Origin of the sequence: Limosilactobacillus pulli, from assembly GCF_947381555.1 — a bacterium.
Taxonomy (GTDB): Bacteria; Bacillota; Bacilli; order Lactobacillales; family Lactobacillaceae; genus Limosilactobacillus; species Limosilactobacillus pulli.
Genome location: NZ_CANCWQ010000006.1, coordinates 1 through 20,206 on the forward strand (window position 1 = coordinate 1; position 20,206 = coordinate 20,206).

General features: G+C 45.6%; 18 protein-coding genes and 1 pseudogene. 14 read left to right on the forward strand and 5 right to left on the reverse strand.

Translation table 11 applies throughout. The features are described 5' to 3' along the window. Positions 1-101: 101 nt before the first annotated feature. A pseudogene (locus QOS03_RS02975) lies at positions 102-182 on the reverse strand (MscL family protein); the annotation flags it as partial. A 203-nt stretch (positions 183-385) separates the two neighbouring features. On the opposite strand from QOS03_RS02975, the gene QOS03_RS02980 reads away from it, so the two are divergent. Further along, positions 386-1,726, forward strand: coding sequence for a glutamate--cysteine ligase (locus tag QOS03_RS02980; protein WP_283575284.1), 1,341 nt, complete (start codon positions 386-388; stop codon positions 1,724-1,726). 57 nt (positions 1,727-1,783) lie between these two features. On the opposite strand, the gene QOS03_RS02985 is transcribed toward QOS03_RS02980, so the two are convergent. Beyond that, a complete protein-coding gene (locus QOS03_RS02985) occupies positions 1,784-2,539 on the reverse strand; it encodes a gamma-glutamyl-gamma-aminobutyrate hydrolase family protein (RefSeq protein ID WP_283575285.1) in 756 nt (251 codons plus the stop codon). 502 nt (positions 2,540-3,041) lie between these two features. Between QOS03_RS02985 and QOS03_RS02990 the strand changes: the two genes are divergently transcribed. The 6 genes from QOS03_RS02990 (at position 3,042) to QOS03_RS03015 (ending at position 10,070) form a co-directional block, all read left to right on the forward strand. Then, positions 3,042-4,004, forward strand: a complete 963-nt coding sequence (locus tag QOS03_RS02990) for an aspartate carbamoyltransferase catalytic subunit (RefSeq protein ID WP_283575286.1) — start codon at positions 3,042-3,044, stop codon at positions 4,002-4,004. Position 4,005: 1 nt separating this feature from the next. Then, entirely contained in the window at positions 4,006-5,286 is a 1,281-nt protein-coding gene (locus tag QOS03_RS02995) for a dihydroorotase (RefSeq protein WP_283575287.1), read from the forward strand. Between the two features lie 464 nt (positions 5,287-5,750). Continuing rightward, entirely contained in the window at positions 5,751-6,560 is an 810-nt protein-coding gene (locus QOS03_RS03000; RefSeq protein ID WP_283575288.1) for a hypothetical protein, read from the forward strand. Positions 6,561-6,721: 161 nt separating this feature from the next. Further along, positions 6,722-6,991 (forward strand): ACT domain-containing protein, encoded by a 270-nt coding sequence (locus QOS03_RS03005; protein WP_169461394.1) that lies wholly within the window; start codon positions 6,722-6,724, stop codon positions 6,989-6,991. A 10-nt stretch (positions 6,992-7,001) separates the two neighbouring features. After that, positions 7,002-8,345: a PFL family protein gene (locus QOS03_RS03010; protein ID WP_283575289.1), complete on the forward strand. Its 1,344-nt coding sequence runs from the start codon at positions 7,002-7,004 to the stop codon at positions 8,343-8,345. A 138-nt stretch (positions 8,346-8,483) separates the two neighbouring features. After that, complete coding sequence (locus QOS03_RS03015) at positions 8,484-10,070, forward strand: helix-turn-helix domain-containing protein (RefSeq protein WP_283575290.1); 1,587 nt, start codon at positions 8,484-8,486, stop codon at positions 10,068-10,070. 273 nt (positions 10,071-10,343) lie between these two features. Here the strand turns inward: QOS03_RS03015 and QOS03_RS03020 are convergent, their stop codons facing one another. Together QOS03_RS03020 and QOS03_RS03025 are read right to left on the reverse strand one after the other, a co-directional pair. Beyond that, positions 10,344-11,567 (reverse strand): MFS transporter, encoded by a 1,224-nt coding sequence (locus QOS03_RS03020; protein ID WP_283575291.1) that lies wholly within the window; start codon positions 11,565-11,567, stop codon positions 10,344-10,346. Positions 11,568-11,597: 30 nt separating this feature from the next. After that, complete coding sequence (locus QOS03_RS03025; protein WP_283575292.1) at positions 11,598-12,962, reverse strand: DHA2 family efflux MFS transporter permease subunit; 1,365 nt, start codon at positions 12,960-12,962, stop codon at positions 11,598-11,600. Positions 12,963-13,150: 188 nt separating this feature from the next. Between QOS03_RS03025 and QOS03_RS03030 the strand changes: the two genes are divergently transcribed. The 7 genes from QOS03_RS03030 to QOS03_RS03060 all read left to right on the forward strand — a co-directional run bounded on the left by QOS03_RS03030 (position 13,151) and on the right by QOS03_RS03060 (position 19,319). Next, on the forward strand, positions 13,151-14,008 hold the full coding sequence (locus QOS03_RS03030; RefSeq protein ID WP_272209357.1) for a metallophosphoesterase family protein: 858 nt from the start codon (positions 13,151-13,153) through the stop codon (positions 14,006-14,008). Positions 14,009-14,196: 188 nt separating this feature from the next. Beyond that, complete coding sequence (rpsN, locus tag QOS03_RS03035; protein ID WP_006499939.1) at positions 14,197-14,466, forward strand: 30S ribosomal protein S14; 270 nt, start codon at positions 14,197-14,199, stop codon at positions 14,464-14,466. A 124-nt stretch (positions 14,467-14,590) separates the two neighbouring features. Continuing rightward, a complete protein-coding gene (locus QOS03_RS03040; RefSeq protein ID WP_283575293.1) occupies positions 14,591-15,904 on the forward strand; it encodes a PTS transporter subunit EIIC in 1,314 nt (437 codons plus the stop codon). Then, a complete protein-coding gene (locus QOS03_RS03045) occupies positions 15,898-16,806 on the forward strand; it encodes an alpha/beta hydrolase (protein WP_272209359.1) in 909 nt (302 codons plus the stop codon). The genes QOS03_RS03040 and QOS03_RS03045 overlap by 7 nt, the downstream gene beginning before the upstream one ends. A 96-nt stretch (positions 16,807-16,902) precedes the next feature. Then, positions 16,903-17,397, forward strand: coding sequence for a hypothetical protein (locus tag QOS03_RS03050; RefSeq protein ID WP_283575294.1), 495 nt, complete (start codon positions 16,903-16,905; stop codon positions 17,395-17,397). 302 nt (positions 17,398-17,699) lie between these two features. Further along, on the forward strand, positions 17,700-18,809 hold the full coding sequence (wecB, locus tag QOS03_RS03055) for a non-hydrolyzing UDP-N-acetylglucosamine 2-epimerase (protein ID WP_283575295.1): 1,110 nt from the start codon (positions 17,700-17,702) through the stop codon (positions 18,807-18,809). Positions 18,810-18,824: 15 nt separating this feature from the next. Then, on the forward strand, positions 18,825-19,319 hold the full coding sequence (locus QOS03_RS03060) for a hypothetical protein (RefSeq protein WP_283575296.1): 495 nt from the start codon (positions 18,825-18,827) through the stop codon (positions 19,317-19,319). Between the two features lie 70 nt (positions 19,320-19,389). Here QOS03_RS03060 and QOS03_RS03065 read toward each other — a convergent pair whose 3' ends face one another. After that, positions 19,390-20,070 carry a DUF554 domain-containing protein gene (locus QOS03_RS03065; RefSeq protein ID WP_006499931.1) on the reverse strand — a complete coding sequence of 227 codons (681 nt, stop codon included), beginning with the start codon at positions 20,068-20,070 and terminating at the stop codon, positions 19,390-19,392. Positions 20,071-20,206 lie beyond the last annotated feature (136 nt).

A 20,206-nucleotide genomic window follows, 5' to 3' on the forward strand; every position in this document is an offset into this window, starting at 1 on the left:
TCAAATCACCTCAAAAGATTTAATGCAATTAGTATAAAAAATTGTAGGAAAACCGACAATTTCAAATCGGTGTTTTCTTACATTTTAGAACCGGTGTTAACACCAATGATTACCCCGACGGCCATATCCATAACATTACCGCGTGAAATGAAATCTTTAAATTCTTGCAACGTTTTTTTCATTTAATTATCTCCTGTGCTTTCAAAGTAACATTAAAATTATAGGATAAATTGACAGGCGGAGCAAACATTAATTTAAGCAAGTTTTTTTGATTAAAGTTATTATGGCTGTTAAACTTAATTAAATGATCAATTATAGCTTGTAAAAATAAGAAGATTGATTGTATAATATTAGAAATTTCTAATTTGAGAGAGGAATTCTAATTATGTTCAGTCAAATTGGTGAACTCATTTTTGCAAATAAGGCGGTTGCCAAGACTTCTGACTTTACAATGGGATTGGAAGTTGAGATGCAGCGAGTAGACGAAGTTGGTAATATCAGTCAGGAACCGTATCCAGCCGCGATTGGCGATGAAAAGACCAACCCTTGGCTGACCAATGATTATTTGGAAACGATGCCTGAAATGGTAACGCCGGCTGCCAGCCACTCTTTGGATGCAATGCACTACCTTTATAAAATTAATAATGCCTTGCGTGCGGCACTGGCTCCTGGAGAACTGTTATGGCCACTGTCGATGCCACCTAAGCTGCCAGCTGATAAGTCACAATTGCGATTGGCAAAAATGGGGCCAAAAAAGGAAGCCTATTTAAAAGAATGGACCAAACGTCACAGCTATTCGGAAGGGACGCCATGTGGGGTTCACATCAACCTCAGTATCGATCAGCACATCGTTGACTTGGTTAAGGAGGGATTTCCCAATAAATTCAAGGATGAAAAAGCGGTTCGCAACTATCTGTATGCGGTCTTAGCACAAGGATTCGTTCGCTATCGTTGGTTTATCACTTATCTGTTTGGGGCCAGCCCAATTGCCGAGGCCAATTATTTTGACAAGGGCAAGGGACTGGATCATCCGGTTCGCAGTATTCGCCAAAGTTCATATGGCTTTGGTACCAAGTTCAAGGGTGACTATACCGATGTACAAAGCTATGTTGACCGGATTAAAGATGGGGTTAAGCAGGGAATTTTGACCTCTGATTATGAATTTCATGGCAGTGTGCGGTTTAAGGGCAATCAAAATCTAAAAGAACTGCCTAAAACCGGCGTTGAGTACATTGAATTGCGGATGCTTGATCTGGACCCAAGCAGCTCAGTAGGCGTTAGAACGGACACGCTACGCTTTATTCGCCTGCTGGCCAGCTACTTTATCATGCATCCAGCCCTGCAGCCAGAAGAAGTCAATCGAGTTTTGGACAACGCTGATGAGATGAACGACGTGGTGGTTAAAGAACTGCCGACTGAGCCATGTCATTATCAAAACAAGGCCCTGGCGATGATCAAGAGCTTGGAGCGCTATGCCAACCAGATTCAGCTGGGACCGGAGTTTTCTGAGATCTTAGAGGACTTGGAGGATCGCATCATCAATCCAAAGACCACGCCAAGTGCCAAACTGATGAATTATGTTGAAAATGGCTCTTTGGAAAACTATGCATTACGCCGAGCGCGTCGTTATCAAGAAGCAGCCATGGAGTCTTTGCATCCATTCCAGGGCTTTGCCGGTGATCATATTCCTGATGCCGATGAACTGAAGCGTCAGTTGGATAAATAAGCAAATAATAAAACAGCACTGCCTAAATTTTGGTAGTGCTGTTTTTAAATTAGCTGACTATTTTTGATTGTTGAGATGATGACGTTGCGCTGCAACCTTGGCAGAACGATGGATAAAGTCACCAAAGATAGCCTGGGACTCGCGGTAGTGCTTGTACATGTTTTCGGGATGCCACTGTACGGCCAGAATCTGATCGCTGTCCTTTGATTCCAGGGCCTCGATGACTTGATCCTGGGCACGGGCGGCTACTTCAAGCGAAGGTGCAATCCGATCAATGGCTTGATGGTGCCGTGAGTTGATGTAGGGATGCTTGCCGATCAGTTTATAGAGATGGCTGTCCATATCAACGTCAATATGGTGTGAAGGTAAGTTGCCCGGTGCGTCTTGGCTGTGCTTTAAATGCGCATCCGGGTTTTCGGAAAGGTCTTGATATACTGTTCCGCCCAAACCAATGTTGATCAGCTGCATACCACGGCAGATACCCAAAATGGCCTTGCCGGATTGAACCGCACCTTTGAGCAGGGCGATCTCAAACAAATCACGCTTGCGGTAAGTCATTCCCAGATTCATGTGTGGTTCCTGACCATAAAAGGTTGGATCAACATCGGCGCCACCGGCAAATACGACGCCATCAAAGATATCCAGATATTCAGGTGATAAATCGGGCTGAACGCTTGGAAAAATTACTGGAACGCCGCCTGATTTAACGACCGCCTCAATGATTGGCTTTGGCGCAAATGGAGCATTGCGCTCATTGATTACGTTGGTAGCTTCTGTTAAGGTTGCGGCTGGAATCGCAATTTTTGGTTTCATCGAAAAAATCCCCCATTTGCAAAAATCTTATTAGAAAAAATTTATCATATTTGATTGGCGAAAGTACAGTTTTATGCTGAGAAATATTAAAAAAAGATGATAAAGTGATTAATGAGCTGCTGATTGACAATTAATGGCAATCGGCAATTTTTTTAAAAAACAGTACAAACACTGCTATTAAGGCATTTATAAACATAAAAACAGCTTAAAAAATGATTTTTCATAACGATTTACCCAAAAAATACAATTGACAAAGCAGGAAACAACGAGTATCTTTATTGCGATGAATAAATGTCCTTTAAGTTTAGTCCAGAGAGGCTAGCAAGGAAACGAATTAAATTGCGGCATGGTGAATGCTGTTTTCGTTGAACGCTGCCCTCAAATGGAGGGTGGCGTTTTTTTAAGGGCAAATTCACAAAGGAGGATTCTTAATCCGCCATTTAAAGGACGACAGTGAGCGTCCAAACGGTTACTCGTGAATTTAAGGAAGGATTTTGTCAAAATGTTAGAACCTATGAACCTTGTCCGCTTAGAAAACTTTGTCAGTGTTGAGAATCTGTCAGCCGATGAAGTCAACGCTTTGATTGCTCGTGCCGAGTACTTTAAGCGTGGTGGTGCCGTACCACAACTGAACAAGCCAGTCTATGTTGTTAACGGCTTCTTTGAAAACTCCACGCGTACGCACACCAGCTTTGCCGTAGCAGAACGCAAGCTGGGATTGACGGAGATCCCATTTGATCCTACACACTCTTCAGTTAAAAAGGGTGAGACGCTGTATGACACGATGCTGACAATGACGGCACTTGGCATTGATTTGGCCGTAATTCGTCACAGCGAAAATAATTACTACGAACCTTTGATCAACACCAAAGAAGGCGAACAGACCAACATCGGCATCGTCAACGCCGGGGATGGTTCCGGTCAGCACCCATCACAATGTCTGCTGGACGTTATGACGATTCATGAACAGTTTGGTACGTTCAAGGGCTTGAAGATCGCCATCATTGGTGACATCAGCCACTCCCGCGTTGCCCGCAGCAATGCACAGCTGCTTAACAAGCTGGGAGCCGAGGTCTACTTCTCTGGTCCAGAATACTGGTTCAACGAAGACTTTACGCAATATGGTCAATACAAGCCGGTTGATGAGCTGGTTGACGAAATGGATGCCATCATGCTGCTGCGGGTTCAGCATGAACGTCTCTCCAACGATGATGCTCACGAAAAAGACTTCAGCAAGGAAGCCTACCACGAAAAGTATGGTATGAATCAAGACCGCTACAACAAGATGAAAGATAATGCCATCATTATGCACCCAGGTCCAATCAACCGAGGCGTTGAACTGGCCAGTGAACTGGTTGAGGCGCCTAAGTCGGTCTTCTTCCGTCAGATGCAAAACGGGGTCTTCATGCGGATGGCAATGATTGAAGCAGTATTGCGCGGTCGCAAGTTGGGTGGTTTAGAATAAGATGACGACAAAACTGATTAAAGGCGGTACGGTTTTTGTAAACGGCCAATTGGTTAAAACGGATGTCCGGATTGCTGATGACAAGATTCAAGCAATTGGCAACGATCTGCCGGCAGCTGATGAAACGATTGACGCAACAAACAAATTAGTAGCACCAGGACTGGTCGACGTTCACGTACATTTCAGAGAACCGGGTCAAACCTATAAGGAAACGATTGAAGCCGGCAGCAAGGCAGCGGCTCATGGCGGTTTTACCACAGTCGGTGCCATGCCAAACGTTGATCCGGTACCTGACACGCCAGGACGCATGCAGGCACAGACTTCTTTGAATCAAAAAGAAGGCGTCGTTCACATTTTCCAATATGGTGCAATTACGCATGGCCGCACCAGTGAGAAACTGGTAGATTTTCATGCTCTCAAGCAAGCCGGTGCCTATGCCTTTAGCAACGATGGCAGCGGTGTACAGACGGCAGGTACGATGTATCAAGCTATGGAAGGGATTGCTAAAGAAGATATGATCTTGGCAGCCCACGTGGAAGACGATTCATTACTATTTGGCGGGATTATGACTGCCGGCAAGCGGGCCGAAGAATTAGGCCTGCCTGGTGCACCAAGCGTTTCTGAATCAGCTCAGGTCGCGCGGGATTTGGTTTTGGCCAACGCAACCGGGGTTCACTACCATATCTGCCATATCTCAACTAAAGAAAGCATCGCAATGGTGCGCTTCGCCAAGTCTCAAGGCGTTAACGTAACCTGCGAGGCCTCGCCGCATCATTTGCTGTTGGCTGACCAAGATATTCCAGCCAACAACTCATATTACAAGATGAATCCGCCACTGCGTCATGAAGACGACCGGCAGGCATTGATTGAGGGGCTGTTGGATGGTACGGTTGACATGATCGCCACTGACCATGCGCCACACTCCAAAGATGAAAAGCCTAAAGATGACATGCGCGGTGCAGCCAACGGTATTACCGGCAGTGAGACGGCATTTCCAATGATGTACACCAAGTTTGTCAAAGGCGGCTTCTGCACGTTGGAACAATTGCTGAACTGGATGAGTACCAAGCCGGCTGATATTTTTGGTCTTAAAGAAGCCGGTCATTTGGAACCGGGTAAGCCAGCTGATATTGCGATCTTTGACCTGGATACGCAACGGACGCTTAATGAGGCTGACTACCTTTCCAAGGGCGTCAACAACCCATTTACCGGCCAAAAGGTCTATGGCACGGCGGACCTGACGCTGGTTGATGGTGAGATTGTATATCAGCGTAAGAACTAATATTTAATTATGCCTAGCCGGAAATCCCGTGACTTTAGTCATGAGATGGATAGGCCTGACAAGATATAATACTTGTAGATAGTAATTGACTTAGTAACTGCCTCGCTGAGAACCAAAGTGAGTATTACAGCATTATAAGACTGACTATCTAACAACTATTGATATATCATTCCTATGGCAACCTGGGAATGTAAAAGGCATTGGTAATTAGATGATCACTGCTCAAGCAACTGTGGCTGTTTGAGTAAATCGTCCGTATCTATGCAAATTGTGGTTCAGGCACTCAATATCGGGGTGTCTGATCACAAGCCATCGACTTTAGCCGATGGTGGTTGACTTTTCAAATTTAAGTCAGATCGATTATTACGGTCTGACTTTTTTATTTATCAAACATTTGTTCGCGAAATTCAAACGTGTTAAAATAAGATACCACGAAGAATTAGGAAAAGAAAATGGTGAGCGCATTGAAAACAATAACGTGGCAAGACATCATTCGCACCTTAAACAGCGATGTCTGCTTATATGAGCTGGGACAAAAATGGGGAAGCGAATTTTTAACGGCAGACCAGCACGCGGCAATGATTCGCCAGCATCAAACCGAACTGTTGGATCTGCAAAAAGAGCTGGCGGAGTTGACTGGATTGCCATTGCCATCCAGTGCGACACTGATCGGTATTTTTATGGCCAGATGCGTAATTGCTGGGCTAACCGAGCAAAATCTAGAGCCTGGCGATGAGCTTCTTTTGGTCAGCTATCAAGACCAAGCTTCTCAGTTTGGCACGCACTGGGAAGTTGAAATCTATGATCCGACTACTGAAGAAAAAACGCTGGGCGTATCCGAGCTGTCATATGCTGATATTTTGGGAATGAAGGTTGCCATTGATGAGGATGCCGACTTTTTAAGTGGGCTGGCGGCACTTTTTAGTGAGATTACCCAAACCGGCTTATACGACTGGGAGCGCAATGCGGTGATCTATCAGCGAACCGCTGCCCAGCAGGCCATGGAATCGGCAATGTATGAATTTATGGAACAGACGCAGCAGATTGCGCATTTTTTGGATCAGTACGTTACAGCACATCCCGATGATTCACAGCTGCCCGACGAGATTGCCTTGTTTTGGCCGCTGACGACCGGGATCATGGCACCCTTGGATGCAGACGACCCTGACAGTCCGATGATCTCAACAATGAAACAGGATTCACAGCTTTTGGCTCGCTTCAAACTGCGGTTTGGTCGTGAGTTTCGTGAGTTTATCAAAAATCATCAAATCTAATGTGAAGTTCGTATTTTATCCGCTTTATTGGTCATGTCGATCCAATTGCTTAAAAAACAGCTAAAATAAGCAGTTGTTATTAATTGTTTTATTAAAATAGTTCGTTAAGTATGTTAAGATGATTATAATCAATTTCTAAGCATTTATTTAGGAGGAAGACCATGCGCGCAATTTTAACTACGATTGGTAAGGACAAAACCGGGATTATTGCCGGTGTCAGCAGCTATCTGGCAGAAAGTGGCATTAATATTGTTGACGTTTCGCAAACGATTATGGATGGCTACTTTACGATGATGATGATGGTTGACGTTGACGATGCCACTGCCGATTTTGAAAAGCTGACTCAAGAGTTGGATGCATTGGGCACCAAGCTGGGAGTTGATATCAACATTCGCAATCAAGAAATGTACGACGCCATGCACCAGCTATAGGAGGATTGCCTTGGAAACCGAAAAGATTATGGAAACGATTCGCATGGTCTCAGAAGAAAAGCTGGACCTGCGAACGATTACGATGGGAATTTCTCTGCTTGACTGTATCGATAGCGATAGTGATCTGGCCTGCCAAAAAATCTACGATAAGATTACAACCAAGGCTAAGGATCTGGTACGCGTTGGTGAAGAGATTGAAACCGAGTTTGGGATTCCGGTTGCCAATAAGCGGATCACGGTTACGCCAATTTCATTGATTGCGGCGGCTTCTCATGATCATGACTACGTTAAGTATGCACTGGCACTGGATAAAGCAGCCAAGACGGTCGGTGTTGACTTTATTGGGGGCTATTCGGCACTGGTGCAAAAAGGCTACCAAAATGGCGATAAGACTCTGATTCAATCACTGCCGGAAGCCTTAACGCAGACTGATCTGGTATGTGCCTCAGTCAACGTTGGTTCAACGCGGACGGGGATCAATATGGATGCCGTCAAGGAAATGGGCGAAGTCGTCAAAAAAGCATCTGAGCTGGACTACATGAACAATGCCAAAATGGTAATCTTCTGCAACGCGGTTGAGGACAATCCATTTATGGCTGGGGGCTTTCATGGCGCCGGCGAGTCTGATGTGGTTATCAACTGTGGCGTTTCGGGTCCTGGTGTCGTTAAGGCGGCGCTGGAAAAAGTCAAGGGCGAGTCAATGGACGTTGTAGCCGAAACCATCAAAAAGACGGCCTTTAAGGTTACGCGGATGGGCCAGCTGGTCGGTACCACGGCAGCCAAGCGTTTGGGTGCCAAGTTTGGAATTGTTGACCTTTCGTTGGCTCCAACAGCGGCAATTGGCGACTCTATTGCCGAGATTCTTGAAGAAATCGGGCTGTCAAGTGTTGGTGCGCATGGTACTACGGCGGCACTTGCCATGCTTAACGATGCGGTTAAAAAAGGTGGTATCATGGCCTGCAGTCACGTTGGTGGGCTTTCTGGTGCCTTTATTCCGGTTTCGGAGGATGCTGGGATGATCAAGGCCGTTAATGCCGGCTATTTGAACGTTTCCAAGCTGGAAGCCATGACGGCAGTCTGCTCGGTTGGGCTGGACATGATTGCCGTACCTGGCGACATTGAGACCTCAACCATCAGTGGTATGATTGCCGATGAGGCGGCGATTGGGATGATCAACGCCAAGACAACGGCAGTACGGGTGATTCCGGTTCCTGGGAAAAAAGTTGGTGACACGGTTGAGTTTGGTGGCTTGCTTGGCTATGCACCAATTATGGATGTCAGCCATGCCTCTTCAGCAGCCATGATCAGTCGCGGTGGTACAATTCCGGCACCAGTTCATAGTTTTAAGAATTAATGATATAGATCGTGTTTGCCTGTTTGAATTGACAAACCACGGTCTTTTTTTTATTATTAAATGAGAAATTGCGGTTTTATTTAGAATATGTTATCATTATTTTAATATTTTTTTAATCTTGAATTGGAAGTGGGAAATATGAGTGTCCGGGTTCGCGACCTATTGAAACTGCCAACCATGTCGCGATCGCATGTCGTCGCAGGTGAAGTAGGGCTGGATCGAGTGGTTTCAACAGTATCGGTAATCGACTTTACAGCGACGTCGGTTGCCCAACGAGAACTCTATCAGCCGGAAAATTCGGCTAATGAGCAGCTGCTTTTGACCTCGATCGATCATAACTATGATGTAGTGACTGATTGTCGTCAGATCGAACAGCTGGCTAAAAACGGCTGTGTTGGCGTGGTTGTCTACTATGTCGGTGACAAGGTACCTACACTGCCGCCTAAGATCAAGGAAACAGCTGATCAGCTGAATTTCTTGATAATTTTTGCTCAGGAAACACAAAAGAATCTGTCTTACAGTGCCGTGATCTCGGAGATTATGTTTGCGATTTTTCAAGATCGCATGCGTCATCCCAGTTTTGCGCCAACAATCATCGGCCGAATTTCGGCAATGCCCGAATATCGGCGCAGCGTTGGTGAGGTTTTAAAGCTGCTGGCCGCAGAAATTGATGCATCACTAGCAATTATTGATAATCAAGGCGGGATTCTGTATCGTGAGACCTGGCCTAAAGGCACAGCCGTTAATTGGGAAAACCTCTTAAACGTAATCGAACAGATCAATATTAATGGTGAGCTGCCGGTGACGACGACTGATGGTATGAAGATCACGCACTGGCAGTTACCAAACAGTCCATACACGGTGCTGATCATCAGCCGACAAACGGTAACCAACCTGACCTGTGAGCGCGTTGCCGAAACCTTACAGACGGCTTTGAATCTTTGGGGCAATCAAAGCCAAGATGATGAAAATTTGATTCGGGCAATTATTCAAGGTCAGGTCGTACGAGCAGCCCAATTGGGGCGTCAGTACCGCTTCGATCTGAAAGACACGCAGGCAGCGCTGGTGATCAGCTGTCCAAACAATGTCAACAAGTCCAAGCTGAAAAAATGGGTCGATCAGTTAACGTTACGGATTGCTGGCCACATGATTAGTGACTGGTACAATGATCAATTGATCGTTTTGCTGGAAAAATCGCCATCCTATCAAGAATGGCAGAGCTGGGAGAGTGGATTTAAAAAAGACGATCAGCAATTGACTGCTCAATGCGTCGTTGTTTCGGCAACGATGGTGGATGGCTTTGGCGGTATTCAAAGACTGTATCAATTGGTCAGTCAATACATGTCAGCAGCGCAGACGATCCTGCCGCACCGGTCGTTTTTCAATCAAGCTGACCTTGAGTTTGCCAGGGGATGTCAAAGAGAACTGCAGGAAGAAGGCACCGAGGTTATTCGTTGGCAAAAGCGGCTGGATGCCATGCAGCATAACCTGGTCGAGACCTTGCTGACCTTTTTGCTCGATACACCGCAAAATATCGAGCAGGCCGGTAACTTTCTCTATGTTCACCGGAATACGATCAAGTATCGTCTCAACAAGATCAGTAACCGATTTGGCTTTGTTCCCGGCGTAATGCCAGAATCATTTGAACTCTATCAAGCATTGGGGGTTCACCGGCTGTTGCGCGGCAATGAAGACGCCGATGAATTAAACGAATCAAACAAGTAAAATGGAAAATCTTGGTTGTGGTGCCTAATGATAAGCGGTGGTTTTATCCGTATAATGTTATGTATAGATTAGAAATCTATCAGCGAAGGATTTCTAATCAGTTGTCAGCGTCGGCAAGCGCTGGCACACTTCAAATTTTCCTAATTCCGAGAGTGGCCAGAGAAGACCTTGATATAAAGGCTTTCTGGCTACTCTTTTATTTTAATTAATAGAAAAAGTCAACCAAAATCAAAAAATCGCATCGGAGGAGCAGCCCGATGCGATTTTCAGTTTTTAGTTAATTTTGCGATGCTGTGTCAGATAGACTAATAAGAAATCCAAAAGCAGTGTGCAGCCGGTAATGGCAAAGACGGCCGAATAACTGAAAAGCCCAGAGATCGTGGAGCCAAGCAAGGCCCCCAGCACTGACCCAGCAGCTTGGAAGGATTGATTATAGCTAAAGACGCGACCAAAAGCCTCTGTTGGTACTTCTAGCGTTAGAATTGTCTGCGCCGCCGGCATTAGAGCTGCATTGGCAAAACCAAGCAAAAAGCGCCAAAATGCCAGCATCCATGGTGAATTGGTCAAAGTCATCGGAATAAACAATAAAGCAGCAGCGATCAGACCAGTCATCAAGACTATCTTAGGTCCAATGCGATCCATGGTATGACCAACCTTAGAAGCCGCTGCCAGATTGCCCAGACCAGGCGTGGCGGCGACGATCCCTGCAACAAATGCAATGTTGCCAGAATCATGCATCATTTCCCTAACGTAAAGTGAGACGATAGGGTTGATTGACATGACTGATGATTGTACCAGCATGGTAGTTATGAACATGACCACAATTAATTGGACGTTGTCGATCTGGCCCAGCAATTCCCGCATCGGTTTCATGTTTTCCTTTTTGATTGGGGTAAACTTTTCTTTGACCAGCAGCGAGGTGGCGATAAAAACGCCCAGCATCAATCCGCCAGTAATAAAAAATGGGACGCGATATCCCCAGGCACCTGACAGAGTACCACCCAACAGCGGTCCGATCAGATTACCGGTTACGCCGGCGGTTGTCATCGCCGACATGACCCAGCCGGATTTGCTGTGTGGCGTCTCACCAGCCATCAGTGCAATCGAATTGTTAATGTAGCCAGAAAAGGCACCTTGTAAAAAACGCAGACCAATAATCATCCAGACGTTGACCGAAAGCCCCGTCAAAAAAATCGTACAGGCCATTACGCCAGATGCTCGCATGCACATTAATTTACGGCCCTTGCGATCAGCCAGACTGCCCCAGTATGGTGAGACAATTGCCTGGGAAATAAAGGTTGCCGCAAAAGCCAAGCCAGAATATATATTAAGCTGAAAGCGCGAAAAATGGCCCAGTTCATCAATAAAAAGCGAGATAAACGGCATGGTCATCGAATATCCCATTCCGGTAATAAAACAGCCAAACCACAGCGTATAAAAAGTCTGATGCCATTTGCTGGGCAGCTCGTGATGAGTACCGATATCTGAGTCTTGCAAAAAATCACCCCCAATTAGATTTAAGACGGATTATCCTTGTTGGCGCTTTTTCCAACCCAGATAACGATAAAAGATTACCAGCATCAAAATAGCCAGGCCAACGGTTACCCACATAGCAGCTCGTACTCCGGTTGTCAAAGAAGCCGGCAGTCCTGAGATAACGACCAAAAGCGTAACCGAAGTAGCCCCGCAAGCTTGCCGCAATGTGTTGTTAAGTGCGGTTCCGTGACTGTTTTCATTAGGAGCCAATTGTGAAAAGGCTTCAGAAAGAGCTGGGTTAAACAAAAAGGCGTTACCGATCAAACGGGTCATATAGGCAACCGTCAGTACCCAGATTGGCATGTGAGCATTGACGTTGACCAGCGGAATCGAAGCCAAAAGCGTCAGGATACCACCGGTCGTAATCAGCCATTTTGGTCCATATTGATCGTACAGCCGACCGGCAATTGGTGCCACCAGCGCATTGCAAAGCGCGCCTGGCAGCAGAATCAATCCGGACTTAAAGCTGCCAACATGCATAACATTTTGTGTAAAGATTGGCAACAGCTGCTCGGTTCCCAGCAAAATCATGAACGCACAGCAGCCGACAGCCGTCATCATCCGAAATGATGGGTAACGAACGATTTGAACCTTTAGCATCGGATCGGCCATGTGCAGCTGGCGCTTGACAAAGTACCACATAATGATCAAACCAACAATCAGCATGGCCAAACCAGCCAGCAGATTGATCTCAAAGACCGTCAGACTGCCCAGAATCAGTGATGAGCCGATTAAAGAGATCAAAACCGATACCAGATCGATCTTGATTGGTCGTGGCTTGGAAAAATTAGGCATCTTAAAGAAGGCACCTATCCAGACCAAAAGCATCAAAGGCAGTACAAAGATGAAAATGTAGCGCCATGAGAAGTATTCCAAAATCAACCCGGACAATGAAGGCCCCAAAGCCGGTCCAGAAGCGATAACCAGGCCTGACATGCCCAAGACGGAGCCGCGTTTTTCGGGGGGATAGATGGTGATCATCGTCGTCATCTGAAACGTCATCAAGATCCCACCGGCACAAGCCTGAACCAACCGTGCCAACAGCAGCAACCAAAAGTTATTGGCAAAACAGCCAAGCAGCGTTCCGATAATGAAAGTACCAACCGTTGACAAGAAGACGCCTCGGTTGGTGAAGCGTTCATAAATATTGGATGACAGTGGCGTAATAACCCCGATCAAAAGCGTATAGCCGGTTGTGAGCCATTGAACGGCATTTAATGAAACGTGCAGATCATTTTTGATAACCGGCAGCGCGGTAACCATCATTGTTTGGCTGGCCAGACTAATGAAGCTGGCGACCAGAAGAATGATCGTAACGCTGCGACGAGTGCGCGCATCGACAGTGCTTGCGGACATAAAAGACTTCCTTTCCTAAAAATAAAGCATTATAAAGTAGACAAAGAATATAAATTCATACTTATCTAGTCTAGCATTGTAAGCGCCCTACAAAACAAGCCCAGAAAGTCGGTTTTTCAATTTTTATTGGGCAGCAGCCGGTGAGTTTTGATATGATTGATTTTATGAATAAATAACGAGGTGACATCATGAGCAACCGAATCGCGGTCTTTTCCGACGTGCACGGCAATTTGCACGCCTTGCAGGCAATGTATGCTGACAGCCTGCGTCATAATGTTGATGAATATTGGTTCATTGGTGATCTATTGATGCCTGGTCCAGGCGTAATGGAGATCTGGCGCTTGATCAAACAGATGCAGCCAACCGTAATGGTGCGTGGCAACTGGGATGATCTGACGGTTAAGGGCGTGAGAGGACAAATGGATCTGGAAAAACCATCGCGCATCTATTTTGCCCGGTTGGCACAATACGTTGGCGAGCACGTATCTGCTGGTGTAATTGACGAAATTGCCGGCTGGCCACTGCACGTTCAAAAGCAGGCGGGCAAGCTGACGTTTGGCATCTCGCATAATCTGCCAACTCTCAATATGGGGCAGGCGTTGTTTCCAACCAATCCCGTTGAACATTTTGATAAGCTGTTTGACGGCTTTAACAATCAAGACGTTGCCATTTATGCTCACGTGCACCACAGCTTGATGCGCTATGCCAGTGACGAGCGCTTGATCCTAAATCCTGGATCGGTTGGTGAGCCGTTTAATGGCTGGTGGCCGCTGCAGCATGACACGCGTGCTCATTATTTGATTTTGGAAGTTGACGATGATGGGATTGCTGAGCTGGACTATCGGCATGTGGCTTATGATCGCGAATCCGAATATGAGTTGGCCGTTGAAGCTGACATTCCTTATCTGGAACTTTATAAGCGGACTTTAGAAACTGGCCGTGTTAATACGCATGACCAGGAATTGCTGGATCAGATCAATCATAAATGGGACTATCTGGCTGAATATCAAGCCTATGCCGATCGCGTTAACAAGCAGCGCTTCTAATAGATACCGGTAGCTTGGGGTAACAATGCTTGAATCAAAAATACGATTGATCTGAATTTAATTACAAAAAGTAAGGCGAAAAATTTGCGTTTAATAATTCAGCTTGGCATAATAGCAAACGAATGACTATGCAAATGTAAAAATCTTATTTTCTAAAACAAAATTTATGATCAATTGGAGGGAAGAAAATGGCAAAGAAATCCAAGATTGCCAAGCTTAAGCATCAAGAAGCGCTGGTTGAAAAGTATGCAGCCAAGCGTGCCGAACTGAAGGCAGCTGGCGACTATATCGGTTTGTCAAAGCTGCCACGCAACTCAGCACCGGTTCGTCTGCATCATCGTGATCGTCTGGATGGTCGGCCCCATGCCTACATGCGTAAGTTTGGCTTGTCACGACTGAATTTCCGTGAACTGGCTCATAAAGGTCAGCTGCCAGGTGTCAAAAAAGCCAGCTGGTAGCCAAAATTAAAGATCCATGGTTTGAGATCACTCGACCATGGATCTTTTTTGGTTAGAACATGTTTTAAAACAACGGTAGCAGTATACTGAACTCAGATAATCCTTAAGAAGTGAAGTGAAGCAAATGCCAAATAGATTAATCAAATGGGTGGTCCGATTTAATCAGCGCTCATTTATCAAAATTACGCGGCAGACGTTGATGCTGTTGTTTCCAATTGCGTATGTTGGGGCACTGGCAGTTATGCTGAAAAAAGCATTTTTTGCAACGGACAGTTTTTTTTATAACATTGCCAATCTAGGTGACCTGATGCCGGACTGGCTTTGGAATGGTGCGACCGCTTTTACATATGGACTGGTTAAGGTGACGTTTGGAATGTTTGGCGTTATGGCAGCCTATGCCGCGGCCCGTTATACTGCCAAGCTTTATCATTGTGATGCACCGATGGCCGGGATGACTGGGTTTGTAACCATGCTGTTGGTGGCTTTTCGCTATGTTCGTGCCACTAATGATAGCATAATCTCGTTTGACTGGAATCTCTTGAGTGTCCGCAGTGTTTTATTTGCCTTGATTGTCGGCTATGGCGTGGGTCAGGTTTATCGCTGGCTGGGTAAGAGCGGTGAACCAGGCGAACAGACGATTGAAACGCTTGAAAAAATGCAGCAGCGGGTCTTGAATGCGCTGAAGCCATTGTTTTTCTGTCTGACGATTGGTGCCATCGTGGGAGCCTTGTTTAATTGGATGACGCTAAGTACCTGGCTGAACCTGGTCTATACCTGGCTGGAAAACTTTGGTCAGGGCAACCAGTCACTGTGGGTAGCGATTCCATTGATCATCGTCTCGCTTTTGCTGAGTTGGTTTGGTATCGGCGGACCAAGCATTAATACGGCAGCGCAGGGACTTACCGGAGCTGCTGCAGCTAATCTAAACTATGCATTGCAGCACGGTTCGGGTTGGAACGTTCCTTATAAGTATCTGGCATCCACGCTCTACAGTTCATTTGCCAACTTTGGCGGTGATGGCGTAATTCTGGCGCTGGTAATTGCCTTGATCATCGTTGGTCATCAGCCCGAGGTGCAGCGACTGGCCCGTTGGAATCTAGTGCCGGTTTTGTTTAACAGCAGCTATGGCTTGATGATTGGTCTGCCGGTAATCTTGAATCCAATCTTTTTGCTGCCATATCTATTGCTGCCAATTGCCAACCTGTTACTGGGAGCTTTGGCAATCTTACTGCATTTAATTCCGGTAACGCCATATCCATTGCCAATGGGGACACCAGGTCCATTAGCGGCGTTTATCGGTTCCAATGGTGATTGGGAGATTCTGCTGTTTTCATTGGTTCTCTTAGTCTTTGACGTCTGGTTATATATTCCGTTCGTACGTTTGGCCTTGGATGTAGAATTAAAAACTCAGCGAGAAAAGGCGGTGGCATCATGCTGATTATCAATGATAAGGAGCGCCGCCGCAGCGTACGCTTATTGGCAGTCGTCACAATCCTGCTGATCATGCTGGCGTTTCCGGCTTATTTTTGGATGAAAGATACCAACCACTACCTGGCACAGCGCAGCAAGGCTCGGATGTCGCCCGTTATTATGATTCCTGGCAGCTCAGCGACCAAGAATCGTTTTGATCAGATGGTCACGCTGCTCAATAAAGACACCAGTCATAAGCATAGCCTGTTGAAAATGGAGGTCTATAACGATGGTAAGATCACCTATACGGGTAAGATCAGCCAAGGTGACAATGAACCAATCATCGTGGTTGGTTTTCAAAACAATCATGATGGCTATGACAACATCAAAAAGCAGGCCAAGATGTTTGATGCGGCCTTTAGCGAACTGATTGATCAATATAAGTTCAATAACTTTAAAGCATTTGGCCATTCCAACGGCGGCCTGATTTGGACACTGTGGCTGGAAAAATACTATTCACAGTATTCCGACTACGTAAAGATCAAACGCTTGATGACGGTGGGATCGCCATTTAACCTTAATGAAAGCTCAACTAAGAATCCAACGCAGATGTATACTTATTTTTTGAAGCATAAAAACAAGCTGCCATCAAGTCTGGATGTCTACTCGGTTTCGGGTGCCGATACCTATACTGAAGATGGGATCGTAAAACTGGGCAGTGTGCGGGCTGGTCGCTATATTTATCAAAAGCAGGTTAAGCACTATACTGAAATGACGGTGACCGGCAGTAAGGCTCAGCACTCGTCTTTACCACAAAATCGCCAGATCATTCGCCTGATTGAGGAATATCTTTTGGATAGTGATCAGCAAAACGCAATCAATCCGAAAGCTAAAAAGACCAGTCACGACTCGTCATTACAAAATCAGTAAAATAATATTTGCAAATTTGCTTTGCCAAAGGTTATCGTAGATATACGTGCAGACGGCTTGCATTAAGTCGGGCACTTTTTAAACAGGGGGATAAAAATGCAAAGGCAAAAGCATTTTGTCGAAATCGTAACGTTGCTGCTGGTGGTTTTGGTAATGTCATTTTGGGGGTATCGCCACTATCGCTTTTTGCAGTTTCATCCATTGGTCAACCGCGTCTATCGATATCAAACGGCGGCGGATCAAGAAAAACTGACCAGCACACCGGATGACTATCGGTACGTCGTTTTTGGCACTGGTCGTTATCGTGGTGAGTACATCAGAGTCGATAATCGAAAACAGCTGCTCAAGATATTGAACCATCGTAATGCCTATCAAGCAGCCTTTGAGCAAAATGGATCCCATTATGTGGTTCGCCACCATCGCTTACAGATGGATCTAGAAGACATGCCATCAGGAGAAAGCTATGTTCGCAGTGCCGATCGAACATGGACCGTCCAGTCGGATCAGTCCGCGATTGCGCAGACAACCAGCAGCTCATTGCAATTGACTTCATTGCATGCAAAAAAGCAGACGATCAGTACTCTGCCGTGACACTAAGAATTAAGAAACACTTATTATACTAAACGAAATATTTAATTAAGCATCTGGATTTTCCAGGTGCTTTTTTTATTTTATGTTTAAAGATTCGTGGTTTAAGGACTTATTTAAGCAAAATGAGTTATTTAATTTCTGATTTGTGGTGTTGCTAAATTGAACTTATTTAATGGCAACTGTGTGTATATATTCATCTAATGAGATAGATTATTCGCATATATTAAAATAAAATTAAATTAATGAAAGTTTATTTAGGTTAAAAAGCTTTTCAATTGAAAGATGAATTAGGAATGATTTTTATGAGTAAGAAACGAATCATGGTGATTTTGGGGACCCGTCCCGAAGCAATCAAAATGGTTCCGGTAATTAAAGCACTAGAGCTAGCAAGGGATCTTGAACCGATCGTCGTCGTGACTGCCCAGTACCGTGAAATGCTGGATCAAGTACTCGTGGCCTTTAATGTTGTGCCGGCTTTTGATTTAGATTTAATGAGTGATCAGCAGACGTTAACCAAAATTACGGTTAGCGTCTTGTTGCAAATGGAGCAGCTGTTCCAAAAGATCAAGCCGGATGCCGTTTTGGTTCATGGTGATACGACCACGACATTGGCTGCCAGCTTGGCGGCTTTTTATCAACAGATTCCGGTTGGTCACGTTGAGGCAGGGCTGCGAACCTGGGAAAAATATGATCCTTTTCCTGAAGAGATCAATCGTCAGCTGACTGATACCATCGCACAGTGGTATTTTGCACCAACCGAACGGAGCCGGCAAAATCTGCTGAAAGAGCATCATAATGACCAGCAGATATACATAACGGGCACTACCGCCATTGACGTGCTGGCTCACACCATCAAAGATCAATGGCAAATGCCGATTCTTGATCAGATTCAGCCGGATGCCAAGTTGATTCTTTTAACGATGCATCGTCGTGAGAATCAAGGAGCCCCGATGCAGGAAGCTTTTGATGCCATCAATGATTTTGTTTTAAGCCACCCTGAAGTTGAAGTTGTTTTTCCGGTTCATTTAAGTCCCAATGTTCAAAAGGCAGCTCATCAAGCGTTTGATGATAATAATCGCGTTCATCTGATTGCACCTTTGAACGTTATCGACTTTCACAATTTAGCGGCTCGCAGCTGGCTGATCATGACGGATTCCGGCGGCATTCAAGAAGAAGCACCTTCTCTGGGGAAGCTGGTCTTGGTTTTGCGTGATACTACTGAACGTCCAGAAGGCGTTGCAGCCGGTACGCTCAAATTGGTCGGTACGGATGCCAAAGAGATTTCAAAATGGCTTAATACATTTTTGAATGATCCGGCACGCTATGATCAGATGGCCAAAGCTCAAAATCCTTATGGTGACGGCCATGCTGCCGAGCGAATCGTGAACGTTTTGCGTCAGGAACTGAATTAAGAAAGGAAGAAAGTAATGAAGATCTCAAAGCTTTGCAAATATGCAGTTATTCCAGCCGCCATTTTAATTTTATCGCAAACCGTTATCGGTAAGGCGATTGCCGACACGCTGACACCGGCTGCGGTCAGCTCAACGGCTTCATTTGGCCAGACCGCACAAAAAGGGACGACCGCATCAACTGCTAAGATGGCAACTAAGGCTCAAGGCGACTCGGTTTCAGGCGATGGCTGGACGATTATTCCTGGCATTCCAGGAGACGGTACGCGGGCAGCGACGGCGGCTACGGCAGCCATTGCCGCTACTGCGCCAACCGCCGCTACGGCTGCCACAGCGGCTACTGCCTCAACTGCACCAACCGTGCTAACTTGCACCAATGTGGTTGTAATTGTTGTCGTTCGAGTTCACTACTTTAGCTGCTACAACTACCGCTACAGCTGCTACCCAGTATTTTCAATGCACCGAACAGCTCGCGTTTACTACGCACATTGTGGTTGGTTCTCATTCTGCTAAACAACTATCAAAAGTAACAAATAACGCTGTGTCAAGCTCGATGAAAGCTTAATACAGCGTTATTTATGTTTTACAAGATATTTTTAAATAAAAAGAACAACAAGGGACCTAATAAGGACGGCAACATATCCAAGGTTTTAAACTCTTTGATCTTTAAGAGTGAAAAACCAGATGCCGCAATCAAAAAGCCGCCGACGATCGATTCTTCCACAACAAAAGCATTCGAAAAGAAACTGGCAGATAAAAATTTAGCGATCAAATAGATACCACCGAACCAAATCAATACAATTGGCGTTTCCAAAAGCATGCCCCAGCCAAAGCCGGTCCCAAAAATAATACCGCATACTAGCGTCAGCATGGCGTTGGTATAAAGCATGGTCTGATTGCCATTGGTTGCGGCAACGACAGGCCCCAGGATTCCCAAAGCACCAATGCAGTCCAAAAAACTTGCCGTGGCCACGCCTTCACCAAGCTTGGAGGTAAAGCGCGTGCTGAGCCAGTGGTTAGAGCGGTCATCTAATTGCCAGTATGTCCCTAAAGGAATGCCTACTGCCAGACTGATGATGAACAAAACAGGATAATGACTCTTTGGCATATTGCTGATCACCGACTGCAGTCCCACGCCTAAAGCTGCAAAACCCAGGGCAATCCAGAGGGTCTCGATATATTTTTCTTGCAGAAACTGCTTGAAAAAACAGCCGATTGCCGTCCCAACGACTACTGCACCAACATTGGCCCAGATTCCGATCATGTTAAAAACCTCACTTTAAATTGTTGCGCCGAGCCAAACGGATTCAGCAAAGCACCTTTAAACATACTTAATTATTTTAGCCTATTTAGACTTGATAAAAAAGTAATTGCTATACCCGGGTGAATTGTCCCAGCTT